The sequence below is a fragment of the Arthrobacter sp. Ha26 genome (assembly GCF_059091705.1).
The window spans coordinates 328,907-348,946 of record NZ_JBNHGX010000003.1; the positions used below are offsets into that span (position 1 = coordinate 328,907).

Sequence of the window (20,040 nt, forward strand, 5' to 3'; positions counted from 1 at the left end):
GGACGACGCAACGGTTCTGGCCCACCGCCCGCCGGCTCCTTGGACTGCTCCGGCCCTTCCGCCGGCACATGCTGGGCGCGGTGGCCGCCACCTGCGCATTCGCGGGACTCAACGTCGCCGCGCCGAAGTACTTAGGTGACGCTACCGACGTCGTGGTGGACGGCGTCCTTCGCGGGAACCTGCAACAGGAGCTGCTGGCGGTAATCCTGGGAGCCGTGGCCCTCATGTACGCGGGCGCGTCCCTCTGCAACTGGACACAGGGGGCGCTGACCGCCCGCTCGGTGCAGGGACTCATGCATGGACTCCGCGCGTCCGTCGAGGACAAACTGCACCGGCTGCCGGTCACGTACTTCCGGGAGCGCTCACGGGGCGACGTCCTGAGCCGGGCAACGAACGACATCGACAACATTACCCAGGCCCTGAACCAGCTCCTCACGCAACTCATCATGTCCGTCCTGATGCTCTGCGGATCGCTGGCCATGATGCTGTGGATCTCGCCCATGCTCGCTGCCATAGCGATCGCCGCCGTCCCGCTCTCCACCTTTGTCACCGTTCAGGTGGCCCGGAAATCCCAGGCACAGTTCGACAGGCAATGGACCGAAACAGGCGAACTCAACGCACACGTGGAGGAGTTCGTCACCGGCCACGAAGTCATCAAGGCGTTCGGCCGGCAGGCCCAGGCGTCGGACGTCTTCGCCCGGAGCAATGAGCGGTTGGCCCGGGCGGCCACCAAGGCCCAGTACTCAGCGGGCGTCGTGCAGCCGCTTATGGTCCTGATGTCCAACCTCAGCTACATCGCCGTGGCGGTGGTAGGCGCCCTCCAGGTCATTGCCGGGGCCATGACCATCGGTGGCATCCAGGCCTTTATCCAGTTCAGCAGGCTCTTCACCCAACCCGTGGGCCAGATCGGCGGCATGCTCAACCTCATGCAGTCCTGCGTGGCTTCGGCCGCACGGGTATTCGACCTGCTCGACATGCAGGAGGAACCGCCGGACGGACCGCCAGCCGGATCTGTTGTCCAGGGGCGCGGACCCATCGCGTTCCACGACGTGACGTTCGGGTACCCGGATGCTGCGCCGGCGGTGCGCTACCTCTCCTTCACGGTGGAACCGGGCCGGACGGTGGCAATCGTGGGCCACACGGGGGCGGGCAAGAGCACGGTCATCAACCTCCTCCTGCGCTTCTGCGAACCGGATTCCGGGCGGATTACCATCGGCGGAACAGATATCTCGGCCATTCCCCGGGACCATTTGCGCATGCAGTTCGGTGTGGTGCTGCAGGACGCATGGCTTTTCGGCGGGACCATCAGGGAAAACATCGCCTACGGCAGCCCCGGAGCCGACGAAAAGGACATCCTGGCCGCGGCCGAAGCCAGCTACGTGGACCGCTTTGTGAGGTCCCTGCCGCACGGCTATGACACAGTGCTGGAAAACGGCGGTGACGGGCTGAGCCACGGCCAGCGGCAGCTGATCACCATTGCCAGGGCGCAGCTGGCCGGCCGGGCCATACAAATCCTCGACGAGGCAACCAGTTCGGTGGACTCAAGGACGGAGCTGCTGATCCGCCAGGCCATGCAGCGGCTGCGCCGGGGCCGGACCAGCTTTGTTATTGCCCACCGTTTGTCCACTGTGCGTGACGCTGATCTAATTTTGGTTATGGACCACGGACGCATCGTCGAGCAGGGCAGCCACCAGGACCTCCTTGCTGCCAACAGTTACTACACCCGCCTCTACAACGCCCAGTTCTCCCTGCAGGCCGGGCACAGCGGCGTGCTTGAGGCCGGCATTTGAAAGCCCCCGCCGACTTCCCGGGGGCATGGAAGCCGAACGCAGCCAGCTCGGTGCCGCTGTTCGAGCAGCTGCGCCTCCAGGTGATCCATTTGGCCGACGCCGGGAAGCTTGCCCCCGGTACCCGGTTGCCCGCCGTCAGGTCGCTGGCAGAACGGCTGGACGTCGCACCCCATACCGTGGCCCGGGCCTACAAGGAACTGGAAGCTGCCGGCGTGGTGGCAACCCGGGGAAGGAACGGCACCGTGGTGTGCGCCCGTGATGAGCGCCTCGGCGGGCTGTCCGCTGCTGCCGCAGAGTATGCGGCGGCCGCCAAGGCCCAGGGCGCATCGTTCGCCGAGGCCGTCCAGCTGCTGGCTGCCGCCTACGACGGCTCCTGAGAGTCCCCGCGTGGGTGTTCGAAGAAGTTTTCGATTAGCATTAGTGGGTGCCTAAAGCCGTAGCTGAAGAATCTGCCCTCGAATCCGTTGAAGTTTCGCTCGCCCGAACCGCCGCGCCCAAGCGTCCGGACCTGTCCCGCCTTGTGGTCAAGGGTGCACGGGAGCACAACCTGCGCAACGTGGACCTGGACCTCCCGCGGGACGCCATGATCGTCTTCACCGGGCTGTCCGGCTCCGGCAAATCCTCCCTTGCCTTCGACACCATCTTCGCCGAAGGCCAGCGCCGCTACGTCGAGTCGCTGTCCGCCTACGCCCGCCAGTTCCTGGGCCAGGTGGACAAGCCCGACGTCGATTTCATCGAGGGACTCTCCCCGGCCGTCTCCATCGACCAGAAGTCCACCAGCAAGAACCCGCGGTCCACGGTGGGAACCATCACCGAGATCTATGACTACATGCGCCTCCTGTGGGCACGCGTGGGGCGTCCGCACTGCCCCGTCTGCGGCGAGCCGGTAGCCAAGCAGACGCCGCAGCAGATCGTCGACCAGCTGCTCGAGTTGGACGAAGGCACCCGTTTCCAGGTGCTCGCTCCCGTGGTGCGCGGCCGGAAGGGCGAGTTTGTTGACCTCTTCAAAGAACTCACCGCAAAGGGCTACTCGCGGGCCCGCGTGGATGGCAACCTGGTCCAGCTCAACGATCCGCCCAAGCTGGGAAAGCAGTTCAAGCACACCATCGAAGTGGTGGTGGACCGCCTGGTGGTCAAGGAAGGCATCAGCCAGCGCCTCACCGATTCCATCGAAACCGCGCTCGGCCTCGCCGAAGGCAGGGTCCTCGCGGAGTTCGTGGACCTGGAAGCCGACGATCCACACCGGCTCCGGGCCTTTTCCGAACACCTGGCCTGCCCCAACGAACATCCCCTGGCCATCGATGAAATCGAGCCGCGGTCGTTCTCCTTTAACAACCCCTTTGGCGCCTGCGCGGCCTGCAGCGGCATCGGCACCAAGCTGGAGGTGGACGAGGAACTGATCGTTCCCAACCCCGAGCTTTCGCTGTCCGAGGGCGCCATCGCGCCCTGGTCCCTGGGCACCGCCACCACGGAGTACTGGAACAGGCTCCTGGAAGGCCTCGCCAAGGAACTCGGGTTCTCCATGGACACCCCGTGGGAAAAGCTGGGCAGCGATGTCCGCCAGACGGTGCTGCACGGCAAGGACCACAAGGTGGTGGTGCAGTACCGCAACCGGTTCGGCCGGGAACGGAAGTACAGCACCGGCTTCGAAGGCGCCATCCAGTACGTCCACCGGAAGCACGGCGAGACGGACTCCGAGTGGGCCCGCGACCGCTACGAAGAGTACATGCGGCAGATTCCCTGCCCTGCCTGCAACGGCGCCCGCCTGAATCCTGCCTCCCTGTCGGTGCTGATCAACGGAAAGTCCATTGCCGACGTCGCCGCCCTGCCTATGCGCGACTGCGCAGATTTCCTGAACAACCTGGTACTCACCGGGCGTGAAGCTCAGATCGCGCACCAGGTGCTGAAGGAGATCCAGGCACGGCTCACCTTCCTGCTGGACGTCGGGCTCGAATACCTGAACCTCGAACGGCCGTCCGCCACGCTGTCCGGCGGCGAAGCCCAGCGCATCCGCCTGGCCACGCAGATCGGTTCCGGCCTGGTGGGCGTCCTGTACGTGCTGGACGAACCGTCCATCGGGCTGCACCAGCGCGACAACCGCCGCCTGATCGACACCCTGACCAGGCTCCGCGACATGGGCAACACCCTCATCGTGGTGGAACACGACGAAGACACTATCCACGTGGCGGACTGGGTAGTCGATATTGGACCGGGGGCCGGCGAGCACGGCGGCCAGGTGGTCCACTCCGGCTCCTACAAAGACCTGCTGGAGAACACGGCTTCGCTGACCGGTGACTACCTGTCCGGGCGCAAGAAGATTGAGGTCCCCGCGAAGCGCCGGAAGTACGACAAGAAGCGTGAGCTGAAGGTGGTGGGCGCCAGGGAGAACAACCTCCTGAACGTTGACGCCGCGTTCCCGCTGGGTCTCTTCACCGCCGTGACCGGCGTGAGCGGCTCCGGCAAGTCCACCCTGGTCAACGAAATCCTGTACAAGGTACTGGCCAACAAGCTCAACGGTGCCAAGCAGGTGGCCGGGCGGCACAAAACGGTCCAGGGCCTGGAGCATCTGGACAAGGTGGTCCACGTTGACCAAAGCCCGATCGGCAGGACGCCGCGCTCCAACCCGGCGACCTACACCGGCGTTTTTGACAACATCCGCAAGCTCTTCGCGGAGACCACCGAAGCGAAGGTCCGCGGCTACCTTCCCGGGCGCTTCTCCTTCAATGTCAAGGGCGGGCGCTGTGAGGCCTGTTCCGGTGACGGCACGCTGAAGATCGAGATGAACTTCCTGCCGGACGTCTACGTGCCATGCGAGGTGTGCCACGGGGCGCGCTACAACCGCGAAACGCTCGAGGTCCACTACAAGGGCAAAACCATTGCGGACGTGCTGAACATGCCCATCGAGGAAGGCGCGGAGTTCTTCGCGGCGTTCTCCCCGATCGCCCGCCACCTGAACACGCTGGTGGACGTGGGCCTTGGGTACGTCCGGCTTGGGCAGCCTGCCACCACGTTGTCCGGCGGCGAGGCCCAGCGGGTCAAGCTGGCCGCAGAATTGCAGAAACGGTCAAACGGGCGCAGCGTCTATGTCCTGGATGAGCCCACCACGGGGCTGCACTTTGAGGACATCCGCAAGCTTCTGATGGTGCTGCAGGGCCTGGTGGAAAAGGGCAATACGGTGATCACCATCGAGCACAATTTGGACGTCATCAAAAGTGCCGACTGGATTGTGGACCTTGGCCCCGACGGCGGCTCGGGAGGCGGCCAGGTGGTCGCGGCCGGCACGCCCGAGCAGATCGCCAAGTCCACCACCAGCCACACTGCCGCCTTCCTCGCCGAAATCCTGCCGTAGATCCGCACCTGCTTCCGCGAAGTATTCCGTGTCGGGAATGCGAGTTTCAGGCATGAGTGCTGTCGTGAGAAACTAACCCGGTGACTCAAACAACAGTGCCCGTGATCTTTGACCTGGACGGCACTCTTGTCGATCCGGCCGGTGGGATAACAGATGGAATTGCTGCAGCCCTTCAAGGGCTGGGGCTTCCGGTTCCCGGCCAGGAGCTGCTCGAAACGATGATCGGCCCGAAGCTGAGCGACTCCCTCCTGAACGTGGCAGGCGTGCCGGCCGGGCTGCTGGATGAGGTCATCCGCCGCTACCGCGAGTACTACGTCTCCACCGGTATCAGCCAAGGCAGGCTGTATCCCGGCGTCCGTGACGTGCTGGAGGCGTTTGCGGCCGCAGGCCGGCCCATGGCAGTAGCCACGCAGAAACCCCAGGGACTGGCCCACACGGTCCTGTCGCACCACGGGGTCGCCTCGCTGTTCCACGGCATCCATGGCTCGGCAGATGACGAGTCAGCGGTGGAAGGGGTTCCGGTCGGAAAGACGGAAATTATCGCCGCCGCCTTGAAGGACCTCGGCACGGAGCATGCGCTCATGGTCGGAGACCGCGCCCAGGACGTTGCCGGCGCCCTTGCCAACGGACTGGACTGCATTGGTGTGGCCTGGGGCTTCGCCCCTGCCGGGGAACTCGAAGGAGCCGGAGCCGTTACCGTAGTGCAAAGCGCGGACGAGCTGGTGGCCACCATCAACCACCTTGAGTCCATTCACGCCGCGGCCATGAGCGGGGTGACCAACGATGGAAATGTTTGAGGCCGTCCGTTGGACCACTCGAACCCTGATCGCCGGCACCTGCCGGCCCACCGTCGTCGGCATCGAGAATGTCCCCGCCGACGGACCCTTTATCGTGGCCCCCAATCACCTGTCCTTCTTTGACAGCGTTATCGTCCAGGCGCTGATGCCCCGGCCGGTGGCCTTCTTCGCGAAGGCCGAGTACTTCACCACCGGCGGCGTCAAGGGGAAGGTCATGAAATCCTTCTTCGAATCCGTGGGTTCCATCCCCGTGGAGCGCGGCGAACAGGCCGCCAGCGTCCAGGCGCTTAAGACGCTGCTGGACATCCTCGAATCGGGCCGGGGGATCGGCATCTATCCGGAAGGCACCCGTTCCCGTGACGGCATCCTCTACCGCGGACGCACCGGCGTGGGCTGGCTGGCGCTGACCACCGGCGCGCCCGTGATCCCGGTGGGCCTGGTCGGCACCGAAAACCTGCAGCGCGCCGGCGAAAAGGGAGTCAGGCCGCAGCACTTCACCATGAAAGTGGGGGAGCCGCTGTACTTCGACAAGACGGGGCCGGACCATTCGCTGCCGGCCCGAAGGGAAGTCACGGACCGTATCATGGACGCGATCGCCGAGCTCAGCGGCCAGGAACGCTCCGCCAGCTACAACCAGAGCAAAACCATCGAGTAGCCGCCTGGCCGGCCATGGCACCCTCCGCACCTCAGTAGACTGGATAGGTGGCAAATCCAGCTAGTTACCGGCCCCAAACGGGCGAGATTCCCACGAACCCGGGGGTGTACCGGTTCCGCGATCCGAACGGACGGGTCATCTACGTGGGCAAGGCGAAAAGCCTCCGCTCCCGGCTGAATTCGTACTTTGCCAACCCCGCGGGGCTGCTGCCCAAGACCTATGCCATGGTCCACGCCGCCAGCAGCGTGGAATGGACCGTAGTGGGCAGCGAGCTGGAGTCACTGCAGCTGGAATACACGTGGATCAAGGAATTCAAGCCCCGGTTCAACGTGGTGTTCCGTGACGACAAGACCTACCCCTACCTCGCCGTGACCATGGGCGAAAAGATTCCGCGCGTGCAGGTGATGCGGGGTGACAAGAGGAAGGGCACCCGCTACTTCGGCCCCTATACGGCCGGAGCCATCCGGGAAACGATGGATACCCTCCTTCGCGTCTTCCCGGTCCGGAGCTGCAGTGCCGGCGTCTTCAAGCGAGCCGAGGCCAGCGGCAGGCCCTGCCTGCTGGGTTACATCGACAAGTGCGCAGCGCCCTGCGTGGGCCGGATCTCCCCGGACGACCACCGGGCCCTCGCCGAGGATTTCTGCGCTTTTATGGGCGGGGAAGCCAAACGCTTCATCAGCAAGCTGGAACAGCAGATGGGGGAAGCCGTAGCCGAGCTCAACTACGAGCGGGCGGCCCGCCTGCGCGATGACATTACCGCCCTCCGCAAGGTCTTTGAACGCAATGCCGTGGTGCTTGCAGAAGACACCGACGCCGATGTCTTCGCCCTCCACGAGGACGAGCTGGAAGCCGCCGTCCAGGTATTCCATGTCCGGGGCGGCCGGATCCGGGGCCAGCGCGGCTGGGTGGTGGAGAAGGTGGAGGATTCCACTACCCCCGACCTGGTGGAGCACCTCCTGCAGCAGGTATACGGCGACGAAGCCCAGAGCCAGGGCCGGCTGCCCCGCGAAGTGCTGGTGCCGGTGGCGCCGAGTAACCAGGCGGAGCTGACAGAGTGGCTCGGCGGCATGCGGGGCGCCAAGGTGGATATCCGGGTACCGCAGCGCGGGGACAAGGCCGCGCTGATGTCAACGGTCCGTGAGAACGCCGAACACGCCCTCAAGCTCCATAAAACCCGCCGGGCCGGCGACCTCACCGTGAGGTCCCAGGCGCTGCAGGAACTCCAGGAGGCACTGGACCTGCCCGTGCCGCTGCTGCGCATCGAGTGCTTTGACGTCTCGCACGTGCAGGGCACCAACGTGGTGGCCTCCATGGTGGTAGTGGAGGACGGGCTGCCGAAGAAGTCCGATTACCGGAAGTTCTCCATCACGGGTCCCGCGGCTGCCGATGACACGGCGGCCATGCACGATGTCCTGACCCGGCGGTTCCGGCATTACTTGAAGGACAAGCTGGCGCAGGTGGACGAATCGGTGCTCAACGCCAGTGGGCCCGCAGACGGCGCAGAGCCTGGCGGCGCAGGGCCCGGCCAGCAGGAAAGCAGCCAGGCCGAAACCAGCCAAGCCGAAACCAGCCGGGACAGCGGCCTGCTGGACACCACCACGCCAGCGCCCCGGGCCAAGTTCGCCTACCCGCCCAACCTGGTGGTGGTGGACGGCGGCAAGCCGCAGGTCAACGCGGCAGCCCGCGCCCTGGCCGAGCTCGGCATTGACGACGTCTATGTGGTGGGCCTGGCCAAACGCCTGGAGGAAGTCTGGTTGCCGGACAGCGACTTCCCGGTGATCCTGCCCCGGACATCGCAGGGCCTGTACCTGCTGCAGCGGATCCGCGACGAAGCCCACAGGTTTGCCATTTCGTTCCACCGGCAGAAGCGCGGCAAGGCCATGACCGTGTCCGCCCTGGACGGTGTGCCGGGACTGGGTGCGTCCAAACGGAAGGCCCTGCTGGCGCACTTTGGATCCGTCAAAAGCGTCAAGGCGGCATCGGCCGCGGAGCTCTCCGAAGCGAAGGGGATCGGTCCTGCCCTGGCCAGCGCCATTGTGAATCACTTTTCCGGCAACGGACCGGAAGCGGCCCCGGTGCCGGCGATCAACATGACTACCGGCGAAGTCATCGAAACCTGAGGAGTCCGTCCACCCCGGCGAAGAGCACAAAGCCCCCTTGATTCACCCCAAAATGCAGCCACGGGCGCTGAAACTTAGCGGACTTCAGCGATTCTTGGCTAGGGTTGGGGAGGGGCGCGGACCAACGCGGGCCGCCCCACCAGGCAACTGAAGAGACGGGGCGGACCTAATGGCAGACACAACGGCGGAATCCGGAGCAGGGCAGGACGGGATGCAGCCCGTCAAGCCGCTCGAAGCGGAACTGCTGGTGGTCACCGGGATGTCCGGAGCGGGGCGCAGCACGGCTGCTGATGCGCTGGAGGACCATGGCTGGTACGTGGTGGAAAACCTGCCGCCGCAGATGCTGGGCACCCTGGCCGAGCTCGTCTCACACGCACCGCAGTCCATCCCGCGGCTGGCCGTGGTGATCGACGTGCGCAGCAAGGGACTCTTCGCCGATATCCGGGCGGCCTTGGGAGCGCTGGCCGCCAGCGGTGTCACCTTCCGCGTCCTCTTCCTCGACGCCAGCGACAACGTACTGGTCCGCAGGTTCGAACAAGGACGGCGCCCGCACCCCCTGCAGGGTGGCGGCCGCATCCTGGACGGTATCGCCGCCGAACGCGAGCTGCTGCAGGAACTGCGCGACAGCTCCGACGTCGTGCTGGACACCTCGGGCTACAACGTCCACGGCCTGGCGACCGCCATTACCGAGCTTTTCACCGAAACCGGCCCCGTGGCCCTGCGGTTGAACATCATGAGCTTTGGTTTCAAGTACGGGCTGCCCGTGGACGCGAACTACGTGGCGGACGTCCGGTTCATCCCCAACCCGCACTGGGTGCCCCAGCTGCGCCCGCACACCGGGCTGGACAAGGACGTCAGTGATTACGTGCTGGAGGCCGAGGGCGTGAAGAACTTCGTGGACCGCTACGTCATGGCGCTGGAACCGGTCCTCGACGGCTACCGGCGCGAAAACAAGCACTACGCCACCATCGCCGTGGGCTGCACCGGGGGCAAGCACCGCTCGGTAGCAGTCGCCGTCGAACTTTCCAAGAAGCTGGCCCAGTTCCCCCGCGTCACCGTGACCACCACGCACCGGGACCTGGGCCGCGAGTAATGTCCCTGTTCACCGGCGCCCTGCCGCTGGTTCCCCCTGCCGGAACGGCGGCGAACCAGCAGGATAAAGGGCGGAATGTTGTTGCACTTGGCGGGGGCCACGGCCTGTCTGCTTCGCTCTCGGCGCTGCGCCTGCTCACCTCGGAGCTCACCGCCATCGTCACAGTCGCGGACGACGGCGGATCGTCCGGGCGTCTGCGGGACGAGTACGGCGTCCTCCCGCCGGGGGACCTGCGGATGGCCCTCTCCGCCCTGTGTGACGATACAGACTGGGGCCGTACCTGGCGTGATGTGATGCAGCACCGCTTCCGGCCCGGGAATGGTTCCGGCGGCTCGCTGGACGACCACGCCATGGGCAATCTGCTGATTGTCACCCTCTGGGAACTGCTTGGTGACGCGGTCGCCGGGCTCCGGTGGGCCGGCGCACTGCTGGGTGCCCGCGGCCAGGTCCTGCCCATGTCCACCGAGCCGCTGACCATTGAAGGCGACGTCCTGGTCACCGGCCCGGACGGCAACCCGCGGCTGCAGACCATCCGTGGCCAGGCCCGCTGCGCCGTTTCCGGTTCCCTGGAATCGGTGCGCCTCCTCCCCGAAGCCGCGCCTGCCTGCGCCGAAGCGCTTTCAGCCATCGAACTGGCAGACTGGGTGATCCTGGGCCCGGGCTCGTGGTACACCTCCGTGCTGCCGCACCTGCTCCTCCCCGAGATGCGGCAGGCCCTCTGCCAGACCCCGGCAAAGCGGCTCCTGACCATGAACCTGGCCACGGACACCAAGGAAACTTCCGGGATGACCGCCGCCGACCACCTCCACGTCCTGCGGCGGTACGCCCCGGACTTCAGCGTGGACGTGGTCCTCGCCGACCCGGCGTCCGTCCCCGACCTGCCGGAGTTCGAGAAGGCCGCTGCGATGATCGGAGCCGAGGTGGTCTTGGGTAAAGTAGGGGCGTCGGGCCGCCGACCCGTCCATGACCCCCTGCGTCTGGCCACGGCGTACCACGACATTTTCGGGAACAGTTAGGAAGGTGCCATGGCACTGACAGCATCAGTCAAGGAAGAACTTTCCCGTCTGGACATCAAGAAATCATCGGTCCGGAAGGCGGAAGTCTCAGCCATGCTGCGCTTCGCCGGCGGGCTCCACATCATCTCCGGCCGGATCGTCATCGAAGCCGAAGTTGACCTGGCTTCCACGGCCCGCCGCCTCCGCGCGGCCATCGCCGAAGTCTACGGACACCAGAGCGAAATTATTGTCGTCTCCGCCGGGGGACTGCGCCGAGCCAGCCGCTACGTGGTCCGCGTGGTGCGCGACGGCGAAGCGCTGGCCCGCCAGACAGGCCTGCTCGACGGCCGCGGCCGCCCCGTGCGGGGGCTGCCGTCCGCCGTCGTCAACGGCTCCGCAGCTGACGCCGAAGCCGTGTGGCGCGGCGCGTTCCTGGCGCACGGCTCGCTCACGGAGCCCGGGCGCTCCTCCTCGCTGGAGGTCACCTGCCCCGGCCCGGAATCTGCGCTGGCCCTGGTGGGTGCGGCACGCCGGCTGGACATCCAGGCGAAGGCACGCGAGGTCAGGGGAGTGGACCGCGTGGTTATCCGCGACGGCGACACTATCGCAGCCCTTCTCACGCGGATGGGCGCCCACGATGCGCTGATGGTCTGGGAGGAACGCCGGATGCGCAAGGAAGTCCGCGCCACCGCCAACCGGCTCGCCAACTTCGACGACGCCAACCTGCGCCGCTCAGCCCAGGCAGCCGTCGCCGCCGGCGCCAGGGTTGACCGGGCACTGGAGATTCTGGGCGACGACGTGCCGGAGCACCTGAAGTACGCGGGCGAACTCCGCGTGGCACACAAGCAGGCCAGCCTGGACGAACTGGGCCGCCTGGCCGATCCCGTGATGACCAAGGACGCCATCGCCGGAAGGATCCGCCGGCTGCTGGCCATGGCGGACAAACGTGCCCTTGACCTGGGCATCCCGGGAACCGATGCCAATGTGACGCCCGAAATGCTGGACGAGTAACAGGCCCATAGAATCAAAAAGATTCCGGGTGCCAGACGCCCGGATGCACAATCCGAGAGTTACCAACCGGACCAAGGGTCCACGATATTGGAGGATTTTGTGACCGAGTACGTACTGCCTGAACTCAGCTACGACTACGCTGCCCTGGAGCCGCATATCTCTGCGCGCATCATGGAGCTGCACCACAGCAAGCACCACGCCGCCTACGTGGCCGGAGCCAACAACGCCCTGGCGCAGATGGCCGAAGCCCGCGAGAAGGGCGACTTCGCCAACATCAACCGGCTGTCGAAGGACCTGGCGTTCCACACCGGCGGGCACGTCAACCACTCCGTCTTCTGGAACAACCTCTCCCCGGACGGCGGCGACAAGCCCGAAGGCGAGCTGGCAGCAGCCATCGATGACGCGTTCGGTTCGTTCGACGCGTTCCGCGCCCAGTTCTCCGCAGCCGCCCTCGGGCTGCAGGGCTCCGGCTGGGGCTTCCTGGCCTACGAGCCCATCGGCGGCAACCTGGTCATCGAGCAGCTCTACGACCAGCAGGGCAACACCGCACTGGGCACCACCCCGCTGCTGATGCTGGACATGTGGGAGCACGCCTTTTACTTGGACTACGTCAACGTCAAGGCCGACTACGTCAAGGCGTTCTGGAACATCGTGAACTGGGCCGACGTCGCCAAGCGCTTCGAGGCCGCACGCACCAACGCCACCGGACTCATCACCCTTCCGTAGTGGCCGGGGCTACACGCGCCTGTAACAAACTTCACATTCGGACTTAAACCAACCGCAATGTGGACCGTCCGCCCCCGCACTTGCGGGGGCGGACCCAGTTAAACGTAAGATAGGTCACGGAAGGCGGTTAGCCTTCAGCAATGAGGCTGGTCGCCCTCCGTTTGTAAATCATCTCTGCCCAATGGCGTGCGGGATCTGTTAGTTGGCTTGATAGCCCGCTCAACTAGTTGTGCTTCTTAAGCACCAAGGAGACTGAAAAAGTGACGACCCGTATTGGTATCAACGGCTTTGGCCGTATCGGCCGCAACTACTTCCGCGCAGCACTCGCACAGGGCGCGGACCTTGAGATCGTTGCAGTCAACGACCTCACCAGCCCGGAGGCCCTGGCCCACCTGTTCAAGTACGACTCCGTGGGCGGCCGCCTGAAGGAAACCATCGAGGTCAAGGACGGCAACATCGTCGTCAACGGCAACGTCATCAAGGTCCTGGCGGAGCGCGATCCGGCAAACCTCCCGTGGGGCGAGCTGGGCGTGGACATCGTGATCGAATCCACCGGCTTCTTCACCAAGGCAGCCGCGGCGCAGAAGCACATCGACGCCGGTGCCAAGAAGGTCCTGATCTCCGCCCCCGCTTCGGACGAGGACATCACCATTGTGATGGGTGTTAACCACAACCTCTACGACAACGCGACGCACCACATCATCTCCAACGCTTCCTGCACCACCAACTGCCTGGGCCCGCTGGCCAAGGTGGTCAACGACGAGTTCGGCATCGAGCGTGGCCTCATGACCACCGTGCACGCCTACACGGCGGACCAGAACCTGCAGGATGGCCCGCACAGCGACCTCCGCCGTGCACGCGCCGCCGCCATCAACATGGTGCCCACCTCCACCGGTGCCGCCAAGGCCATCGGCCTGGTCCTGCCCGAGCTCAAGGGCAAGCTGGACGGCTACGCCATCCGCGTTCCCGTGCCCACCGGTTCCGCCACCGACCTCACCGTCACGGTCTCCCGCGAGACCACCGTGGAGGAAGTGAACGCCGCCCTCAAGCGCGCCGCTGAATCCGAGGAACTCCAGGGCTTCCTCACCTACACGGACGAGCCCATCGTCTCCTCCGACATCGTCGGCGACCCCGCCTCGTCCATCTTCGACTCCGGCCTCACCAAGGTGATCGGCAACCAGGTCAAGGTTGTTTCCTGGTACGACAACGAATGGGGCTACTCCAACCGCCTCGTTGACCTCACGGAGCTTGTGGCATCCAAGCTGGGCTAGGGTTAGACACATGACATCTCACACCCTCAACGAACTGATCGCTGAAGGTGTCCGCGGGCGGTACATTCTGGTTCGAAGTGACCTGAATGTGCCGCTCGACGGCTCTACAGTCACTGACGACGGCCGCATCAAGGCCTCACTTCCAGTGCTGTCAAAGCTCACGGACGCCGGTGCCCGCGTGCTGGTAACAGCCCACCTCGGACGCCCCAAGGGCGCCCCGGAGGACAAGTATTCCCTTCGCCCCGCGGTCAACCGCCTGGCCGAACTGGCCGGCTTCAAGGTTTCCCTGGCCAGCGACACCGTCGGCAGCTCCGCCAAGGACGCTGCAGCCTCCCTCCAGGACGGCGAAGTGCTGGTCCTGGAGAACGTGCGCTTCGATGCCCGGGAAACCAGCAAGGACGACGCCGAGCGCGGCGCCTTTGCTGACGAGCTGGTGGCCCTGACGGGCGATAACGGCGCCTACGTGGATGACGCCTTCGGTGCGGTGCACCGTAAGCACGCCAGCGTGTACGACGTCGCCACACGGCTGCCGTCCTACCTGGGCGACCTCGTGCACACCGAGGTGGAGGTGCTCCGCAAGCTCACCACCGATACGCAGCGCCCCTACGTGGTGGTGCTCGGCGGCTCCAAGGTCTCGGACAAGCTCGCGGTCATCGACAACCTGCTTGGCAAGGCAGACACCGTCCTGGTGGGTGGCGGCATGCTGTTCACCTTCCTCGCCGCAGCCGGCCACAAGGTTGCCTCCAGCCTGCTGGAAGAAGACCAGATCCCCGTGGTCCAGGACTACCTGAAGCGCGCAGCCGACGCCGGAACCGAGTTCGTGGTGCCCACGGACGTTGTGGTGGCGGAGAAGTTCGCCGCCGACGCCGCCCACGAGACTGTTGCCGCGGACGCCATCGAAAGCAGCAGCTTCGGCAGCACGGGCATCGGCCTGGACATCGGACCCGACTCGGCAGCCGCTTTCGCCGACCGGATCAAGGGCGCCAAGACCGTCTTCTGGAACGGCCCCATGGGTGTCTTCGAATTCGACGCGTTCGCCGCCGGTACGCGCGCCATCGCGCAGGCCCTCACGGAAACCGGGGCCTTCACCGTGGTGGGTGGCGGCGATTCCGCGGCCGCTGTCCGCACCCTCGGGTTCGCTGATGACCAGTTCGGGCACATTTCCACCGGTGGCGGCGCCAGCCTGGAATACCTCGAAGGCAAGGAACTCCCGGGACTCAGCGTCCTTAATCGGTAGAAAGTACCTGCTCTTTCGTCCTCCGGCCGGCAGGTTGCCCAACGGCAGCCTGCCGGCCGAACACATATCAAGAACTTTTGGAGAATACGTGACATCGTCAACGAACGGCGCTTTTGACCGCAAGCCCTTCATCGCGGGCAACTGGAAAATGAACATGGACCACGTCCAAGGCATTACCCTCCTGCAAAAACTTGCCTGGACCCTTTCGGACGCGAAACACGACTACAGCCGGGTTGAGGTCGCCGTCTTCCCGCCGTTCACCGACCTCCGCGGCGTGCAGACCCTGGTCCAGGGTGACGACCTGGATGTCGCCTACGGCGGCCAGGACCTGTCCCAGTTCGACTCCGGCGCCTACACCGGTGACATCTCCGGCCAGTTCCTGAACAAGCTGGGCTGCAAGTACGTCCTGGTGGGCCACAGCGAGCGGCGCACCATCCACAACGAGTCCGACGACGTTCTCAACGCCAAGACCAAGGCCGCTTTCAAGCACAACCTGGTCCCGGTGCTCTGCGTCGGGGAAGGCCTGGAGATCCGGCAGGCCGGCACGCATGTTGAGCACACCCTGGCCCAGCTCCGCGCCGGTGTGGCCGGGCTGAGCCCGGAACAGGCTGCCGAGCTTGTGGTGGCGTACGAACCCGTCTGGGCCATCGGCACCGGCGAGGTTGCCGGTCCGAACGACGCCCAGGAGATGTGCGCAGCCATCCGCGCCGAGCTTGAGTCGCTTTTCGGTGCCGACGTAGCCGCCAAAACCCGCCTCCTCTACGGAGGTTCGGTCAAGGCCAACAACGCCGCCGCCATCCTGAAGGAACGCGACGTGGACGGCCTCCTGGTGGGCGGGGCAAGCCTCGATCCGGCCGAGTTTGCTAATATTGTCAGGTTCGAGAGTCACCTGGTGACGGACTAGTCCGTCCCGTCGCGCACACTCCCGCAATTCCAACCTTCTGAAAGGCCGTCGTGGACGTTCTTCATGTCATTCTGCAGATCCTCCTTGGCATCACCAGCCTCCTGCTGACGTTGCTGATCCTCCTCCACAAGGGACGGGGCGGCGGACTGTCGGACATGTTCGGTGGCGGCATGAGCTCGGGACTGAGCTCCTCAGGCGTTGCAGAGCGGAACCTGAACAGGTTCACCATCATCCTCGGCGTCACCTGGGGCGTGGTCATCATCGCCCTCGGGCTGATCATGCGCTTCAGCGGCGGCGGCGACTCCTGATCCCTGCATCAGCAGATCTGCGCGGGCACTGCCGCAGCGCGGCTCCGCGAACTAAACTGTGGCTGTCGGCTCACCGGCAGCCACAGTTTTGTTTAAGCAGGCAGGAGCCCCGATGATCCATCCAACATCAGGTTTCCGGGGCACCCGCGCGGGTGTTACGGAAGGAACGGGAACGAGTTTCCAAGGGCAGGACCAGGGCAACAGCCTCCCGCGCATGCGGATCTCGTACTGGTGCGGCAAAGGGCACGAAACCCGGTTGGTCTTCCTCAAACTCCCCGAGGACCAAATCCCGGAGGTGTGGGACTGCCGGCGCTGCGGTACAGCGGCAGTAAGGGACGGGGTGGCGCCCGCTGATCTGGACATGCTTCCGGACGGCTATAAAAGCCACCTGGAATACGTTAAAGAGCGGCGCTCCAGCCAGGACGCCGAAGACCTCCTGGCTGGAGCGGTGGAACGGCTACGCGCCCGCAGCGTCCTTCCGGACGAGCTGGTGCGGGACACGTGACGCCGCGTTTTCGTCAATGAGCCACAGGGTCCGCGATGTGCCGCGCGGGCCCGCAGCGGGGACCTGCACGGGGTTGGCCCCGGCCAAGGCCAGGCCCACGGCGCCGGCCTTATCTTCGCCTGCCACCACCATCCACACTTCAGCCGCCGTATTGATGGCCGGCAGCGTCAGGGACACGCGCAGCGGAGGGGGCTTGGGCGAATTGCGGACCCCCACAACGGTACGGACTTTCTCACGGACGCCGGCCTGTTCAGGGAACAATGACGCGATGTGCGCATCCGGTCCCACACCGAGCAGCACAATGTCCAGGCGGGGGAGCGCGGATGGCTCCTCCGGCCGGTCATCGGACATGTCGGCTGCATGCTCGGCGGCTGCCGCTTCCTGCAACCGGCGGGCATAGTCGTCTGCGGCCTCCTCGGGGCTGCCGAAGTGGTCCGAGGAACCGGGCTCGTGGATCCGGTCCGGGTCCACCGGGATATGCGAGAGCAGTGCGTCGTACGCCTGCTTCGTGTTCCGCTCGGGATCGCCGGACGCGACGAACCGCTCATCTCCCCACCAGAAATTGACCTTGGACCAGTCGACGGCAGGGGCCGCCGGAGAGTCAGCAACAGCCTTCAGTGTGCCGATGCCCACTGTGCCGCCGGTCAGCACCACCGTGGCTTCACCGTACTTGTCCTGCACATCAACAAGCTTGGTGATCAGGCGGGCCGCAATGGCCGCCATCAGCACCGACGAATCAGGGTGGATGCTTACTCTTGGCTCAACGCTCACTGGGTCGGACGCTCCTTAGACTTGTTCGTGGCAGTCCCATAGTAATCACTTCACCGAAGACTTCGTCCGGGTCCAAGCGGCGCAGCTCCTCGGCCAGGCAATCGCGGAGGCTGCGACGGGGCAGCGAGATCCGCTGGGCGGGCTGTCCCGGCTGGGTCAACTCGGCCACGGACAGTCCCGGACGGAAGAGCTGGACGTCGCCGCCGGGGCGGGAGAGCCGGACCCGCCGGATCCCGGTCCCGGCGGGGTCCGCCACGATGGTCACCGGTGCCTCCAGGGCAAGGGTGAGCCAGGCCGCGAGGAGGATGGTGCTCGGGGAGTCCGACGCACCCTCGACGGCGACCGCGGTCACCGGCGAGGAATCCACTTCGTCCAGTGCTGCTGCGAGCTGGATCCGCCAGTTGGTCAGCCGGGTCCAGGCGAGGTCCGTGTCCCCGGCCCGGTAGGTTCTGTGGATTCTTTCCAGCGCCGCCTGCGGGTCCGGTTCATTGGCGGAATCGGTGATCCGGCGGTGCGCGATTTTCCCGATGGAGGTTTCGCACGCGTTTTCCGGCGCACCATGGGGCCACCAGGCCACGATCGGCGCGTCCGGGAGCAGCAGGGCGGCCACCAGGGATTCGTTTTCGTGCGCGAGCTTTCCGTAGCCGCGCAGCACGATCACCTCTGAGGCGCCCGCGTCACCGCCGACGCGGATCTGGGCGTCCAGCTTGTCCTCTGCGGCGGCTCCGGCGTCGGCCAGGACGATGATCCGGCACGGGTGCTCCCGGCTGGCATCGTTGGCTGCCTCGATGGCTTCTTCCTCAAGACCGGACTTAGTGACCACCACGAGGGTGAGTACCCGGCCCAAAGCGATCACACCGCCCTGCTCGCGCAGCGCCATGAGCTTCTTGGACACGTTTGAGGTGGTGGTGTCCGGCAGGTCTACAATCATGGCCTTCTCCAGGTTCGTCCGTCACGGGCCAGCAGCTCATCAGCAGAGGCCGGGCCCCAACTGCCCGGGGCGTAGGGTTCCGGCTGTTCGTCCAGGGTGGCCCAGTAGTCCTCGAACGGATCGAGGATCTTCCAGGACAGTTCCACTTCCTCGTGCCGCGGGAACAGCGGCGGCTCGCCCAGGAGGACGTCCAGGATCAGCCGCTCATACGCCTCCGGGGACGACTCGGTGAACGAGTGCCCATAGCCAAAGTCCATGGTCACGTCGCGGACTTCCATCTGCGTGCCGGGAACCTTGGAGCCGAACCGGATGGTCACGCCTTCGTCAGGCTGGACCCGGATAACCACGGCGTTCTGGCCGAAATCATCCTCACCGTGGTCGCGGAACAGCAGGTTTGGCGCGCGCTTGAACACCACAGCGATCTCAGTGACCCGGCGGCCCAGGCGTTTTCCGGCGCGAAGGTAGAACGGAACACCGGACCAGCGGCGGGTGTGGATGTCCACCCGGATCGCTGCGAAGGTCTCGGTGGTGGAATCAGCAGGGATGCCTTCTTCCTCCAGATAGCCCTGGACCTGTTCTCCGCCCTGCCAGCCGCCCGTGAACTGGCCGCGGGCCGAGTGCGTGGACAGGTCATCAGGCAGCTTCACCGCGGCGAGGACCTTTTCCTTCTCGGCCCGCAGGTCATCGGCGTTGAACGAGATGGGTTCTTCCATAGCGGTCAAGGCCAGCAGCTGGAGCAGGTGGTTCTGGATCACGTCGCGGGCCGCACCCACGCCGTCGTAATAGCCCGCCCGGCCGCCGGTGCCGATGTCCTCGGCCATGGTGATCTGGACATGGTCCACGTAGTTCGCGTTCCACAACGGCTCGAACAGCTGGTTCGCGAACCGCAGCGCCAGGATGTTCTGGACCGTTTCCTTACCGAGGTAGTGGTCAATCCGGAACACGGCATCCGCCGGGAACACCGATTCCACGATGTCGTTCAGCTTCCGCGCGGACTCAAGGTCGTGGCCGAACGGCTTCTCAATCACCACGCGGCGCCACTTGTCACCCTCGGCCTGGGCCAGGCCGTGCTTGGACAGCTGCCGGCAGACCTGCTCGAAGGCCTTGGGCGGGATAGAGAGGTAGAACGCGTGGTTACCGCGCGTGCCCCGGACGTCGTCGAGTTCCTTGATGGTCTCGCCGAGCCGCTCGAACGCGCCGTCGTCGTCGAACTCACCCTGGACAAAACGGATGCCCTCGGACAGCTGGTTCCACACCGCCTCATCAAACGGCGTCCGCGCGTAGGCCTGCACAGAGGCCTTCACCTCCGCGGCGAAGTCCTCCTTGTCCCACTCGCGCCGGGCAAAACCGACCAACGCGAAGCTCGGCGGCAACAACCCACGGTTGGCCAGGTCATACACGGCCGGCATGAGCTTCTTGCGGGCAAGGTCACCGGTTACCCCGAAGAGCACCAACGAAGACGGACCCGCAATCCGGTTCAAACGGCGGTCGCGCGGATCCCGGAGCGGATTACGCAGCGGCTTCCCGGGACGCGTCCCGGACGACCTGCCGTATTCAGTTTCTGGCATGGTTGCGTG

The 20,040-nt window shown here is 65.5% G+C and carries 18 protein-coding genes; 15 read left to right on the top strand and 3 right to left on the bottom strand.

What is annotated here, in order from left to right; genetic code table 11:
* The first annotated feature begins 68 nt into the window (after positions 1 to 68).
* The 15 genes from AC5RVY_RS10000 (at position 69) to AC5RVY_RS10070 (ending at position 16,761) form a co-directional block, all read left to right on the top strand.
* Positions 69 to 1,790: an ABC transporter ATP-binding protein gene (locus AC5RVY_RS10000; RefSeq protein ID WP_493954707.1), complete on the top strand. Its 1,722-nt coding sequence runs from the start codon at positions 69 to 71 to the stop codon at positions 1,788 to 1,790.
* Positions 1,787 to 2,167 (top strand): GntR family transcriptional regulator, encoded by a 381-nt coding sequence (locus AC5RVY_RS10005; protein WP_493954551.1) that lies wholly within the window; start codon positions 1,787 to 1,789, stop codon positions 2,165 to 2,167. Before AC5RVY_RS10000 ends, AC5RVY_RS10005 begins: the two co-directional genes overlap by 4 nt.
* 47 nt (positions 2,168 to 2,214) lie before the next feature.
* Positions 2,215 to 5,139 carry an excinuclease ABC subunit UvrA gene (gene uvrA, locus AC5RVY_RS10010; protein WP_493954552.1) on the top strand — a complete coding sequence of 975 codons (2,925 nt, stop codon included), beginning with the start codon at positions 2,215 to 2,217 and terminating at the stop codon, positions 5,137 to 5,139.
* An 80-nt stretch (positions 5,140 to 5,219) separates the two neighbouring features.
* Entirely contained in the window at positions 5,220 to 5,936 is a 717-nt protein-coding gene (locus tag AC5RVY_RS10015) for an HAD hydrolase-like protein (RefSeq protein ID WP_493954553.1), read from the top strand.
* Positions 5,923 to 6,591: a lysophospholipid acyltransferase family protein gene (locus AC5RVY_RS10020; RefSeq protein WP_493954554.1), complete on the top strand. Its 669-nt coding sequence runs from the start codon at positions 5,923 to 5,925 to the stop codon at positions 6,589 to 6,591. Before AC5RVY_RS10015 ends, AC5RVY_RS10020 begins: the two co-directional genes overlap by 14 nt.
* Before the next feature lie 47 nt (positions 6,592 to 6,638).
* The gene (gene uvrC, locus AC5RVY_RS10025) at positions 6,639 to 8,711 is read left to right on the top strand and encodes an excinuclease ABC subunit UvrC (protein ID WP_493954555.1); all 2,073 of its coding nucleotides are present in this window, start codon (positions 6,639 to 6,641) and stop codon (positions 8,709 to 8,711) included.
* Between the two features lie 169 nt (positions 8,712 to 8,880).
* Entirely contained in the window at positions 8,881 to 9,804 is a 924-nt protein-coding gene (gene rapZ, locus AC5RVY_RS10030; protein ID WP_493954556.1) for an RNase adapter RapZ, read from the top strand.
* The gene (locus AC5RVY_RS10035) at positions 9,804 to 10,820 is read left to right on the top strand and encodes a gluconeogenesis factor YvcK family protein (RefSeq protein WP_493954557.1); all 1,017 of its coding nucleotides are present in this window, start codon (positions 9,804 to 9,806) and stop codon (positions 10,818 to 10,820) included. Before rapZ ends, AC5RVY_RS10035 begins: the two co-directional genes overlap by 1 nt.
* Positions 10,821 to 10,829: 9 nt before the next feature.
* Entirely contained in the window at positions 10,830 to 11,810 is a 981-nt protein-coding gene (gene whiA, locus AC5RVY_RS10040; protein WP_050055346.1) for a DNA-binding protein WhiA, read from the top strand.
* Positions 11,811 to 11,909: 99 nt separating this feature from the next.
* The gene (locus AC5RVY_RS10045; RefSeq protein WP_493954558.1) at positions 11,910 to 12,536 is read left to right on the top strand and encodes a superoxide dismutase; all 627 of its coding nucleotides are present in this window, start codon (positions 11,910 to 11,912) and stop codon (positions 12,534 to 12,536) included.
* 260 nt (positions 12,537 to 12,796) lie between these two features.
* Positions 12,797 to 13,807, top strand: coding sequence for a type I glyceraldehyde-3-phosphate dehydrogenase (gene gap / locus AC5RVY_RS10050; protein WP_493954559.1), 1,011 nt, complete (start codon positions 12,797 to 12,799; stop codon positions 13,805 to 13,807).
* A 10-nt stretch (positions 13,808 to 13,817) separates the two neighbouring features.
* Positions 13,818 to 15,044 (top strand): phosphoglycerate kinase, encoded by a 1,227-nt coding sequence (locus AC5RVY_RS10055; RefSeq protein WP_493954560.1) that lies wholly within the window; start codon positions 13,818 to 13,820, stop codon positions 15,042 to 15,044.
* An 88-nt stretch (positions 15,045 to 15,132) separates the two neighbouring features.
* A complete protein-coding gene (gene tpiA, locus AC5RVY_RS10060) occupies positions 15,133 to 15,948 on the top strand; it encodes a triose-phosphate isomerase (RefSeq protein ID WP_493954561.1) in 816 nt (271 codons plus the stop codon).
* A 50-nt stretch (positions 15,949 to 15,998) separates the two neighbouring features.
* The gene (secG, locus tag AC5RVY_RS10065) at positions 15,999 to 16,256 is read left to right on the top strand and encodes a preprotein translocase subunit SecG (protein ID WP_043454779.1); all 258 of its coding nucleotides are present in this window, start codon (positions 15,999 to 16,001) and stop codon (positions 16,254 to 16,256) included.
* 112 nt (positions 16,257 to 16,368) lie between these two features.
* Positions 16,369 to 16,761, top strand: a complete 393-nt coding sequence (locus AC5RVY_RS10070) for an RNA polymerase-binding protein RbpA (RefSeq protein WP_493954562.1) — start codon at positions 16,369 to 16,371, stop codon at positions 16,759 to 16,761.
* Here the strand turns inward: AC5RVY_RS10070 and pgl are convergent.
* From pgl to zwf, 3 genes are read right to left on the bottom strand one after another with little or no spacing between them, the layout of a single operon-like run.
* Positions 16,714 to 17,532 (bottom strand): 6-phosphogluconolactonase, encoded by an 819-nt coding sequence (pgl, locus tag AC5RVY_RS10075; RefSeq protein ID WP_493954563.1) that lies wholly within the window; start codon positions 17,530 to 17,532, stop codon positions 16,714 to 16,716. The two genes, AC5RVY_RS10070 and pgl, sit on opposite strands and share 48 nt — an antisense overlap.
* A complete protein-coding gene (locus tag AC5RVY_RS10080) occupies positions 17,522 to 18,463 on the bottom strand; it encodes a glucose-6-phosphate dehydrogenase assembly protein OpcA (RefSeq protein WP_493954564.1) in 942 nt (313 codons plus the stop codon). Before AC5RVY_RS10080 ends, pgl begins: the two co-directional genes overlap by 11 nt.
* Entirely contained in the window at positions 18,460 to 20,031 is a 1,572-nt protein-coding gene (gene zwf, locus AC5RVY_RS10085; RefSeq protein ID WP_493954565.1) for a glucose-6-phosphate dehydrogenase, read from the bottom strand. Before zwf ends, AC5RVY_RS10080 begins: the two co-directional genes overlap by 4 nt.
* Between the last annotated feature and the right edge of the window lie 9 nt (positions 20,032 to 20,040).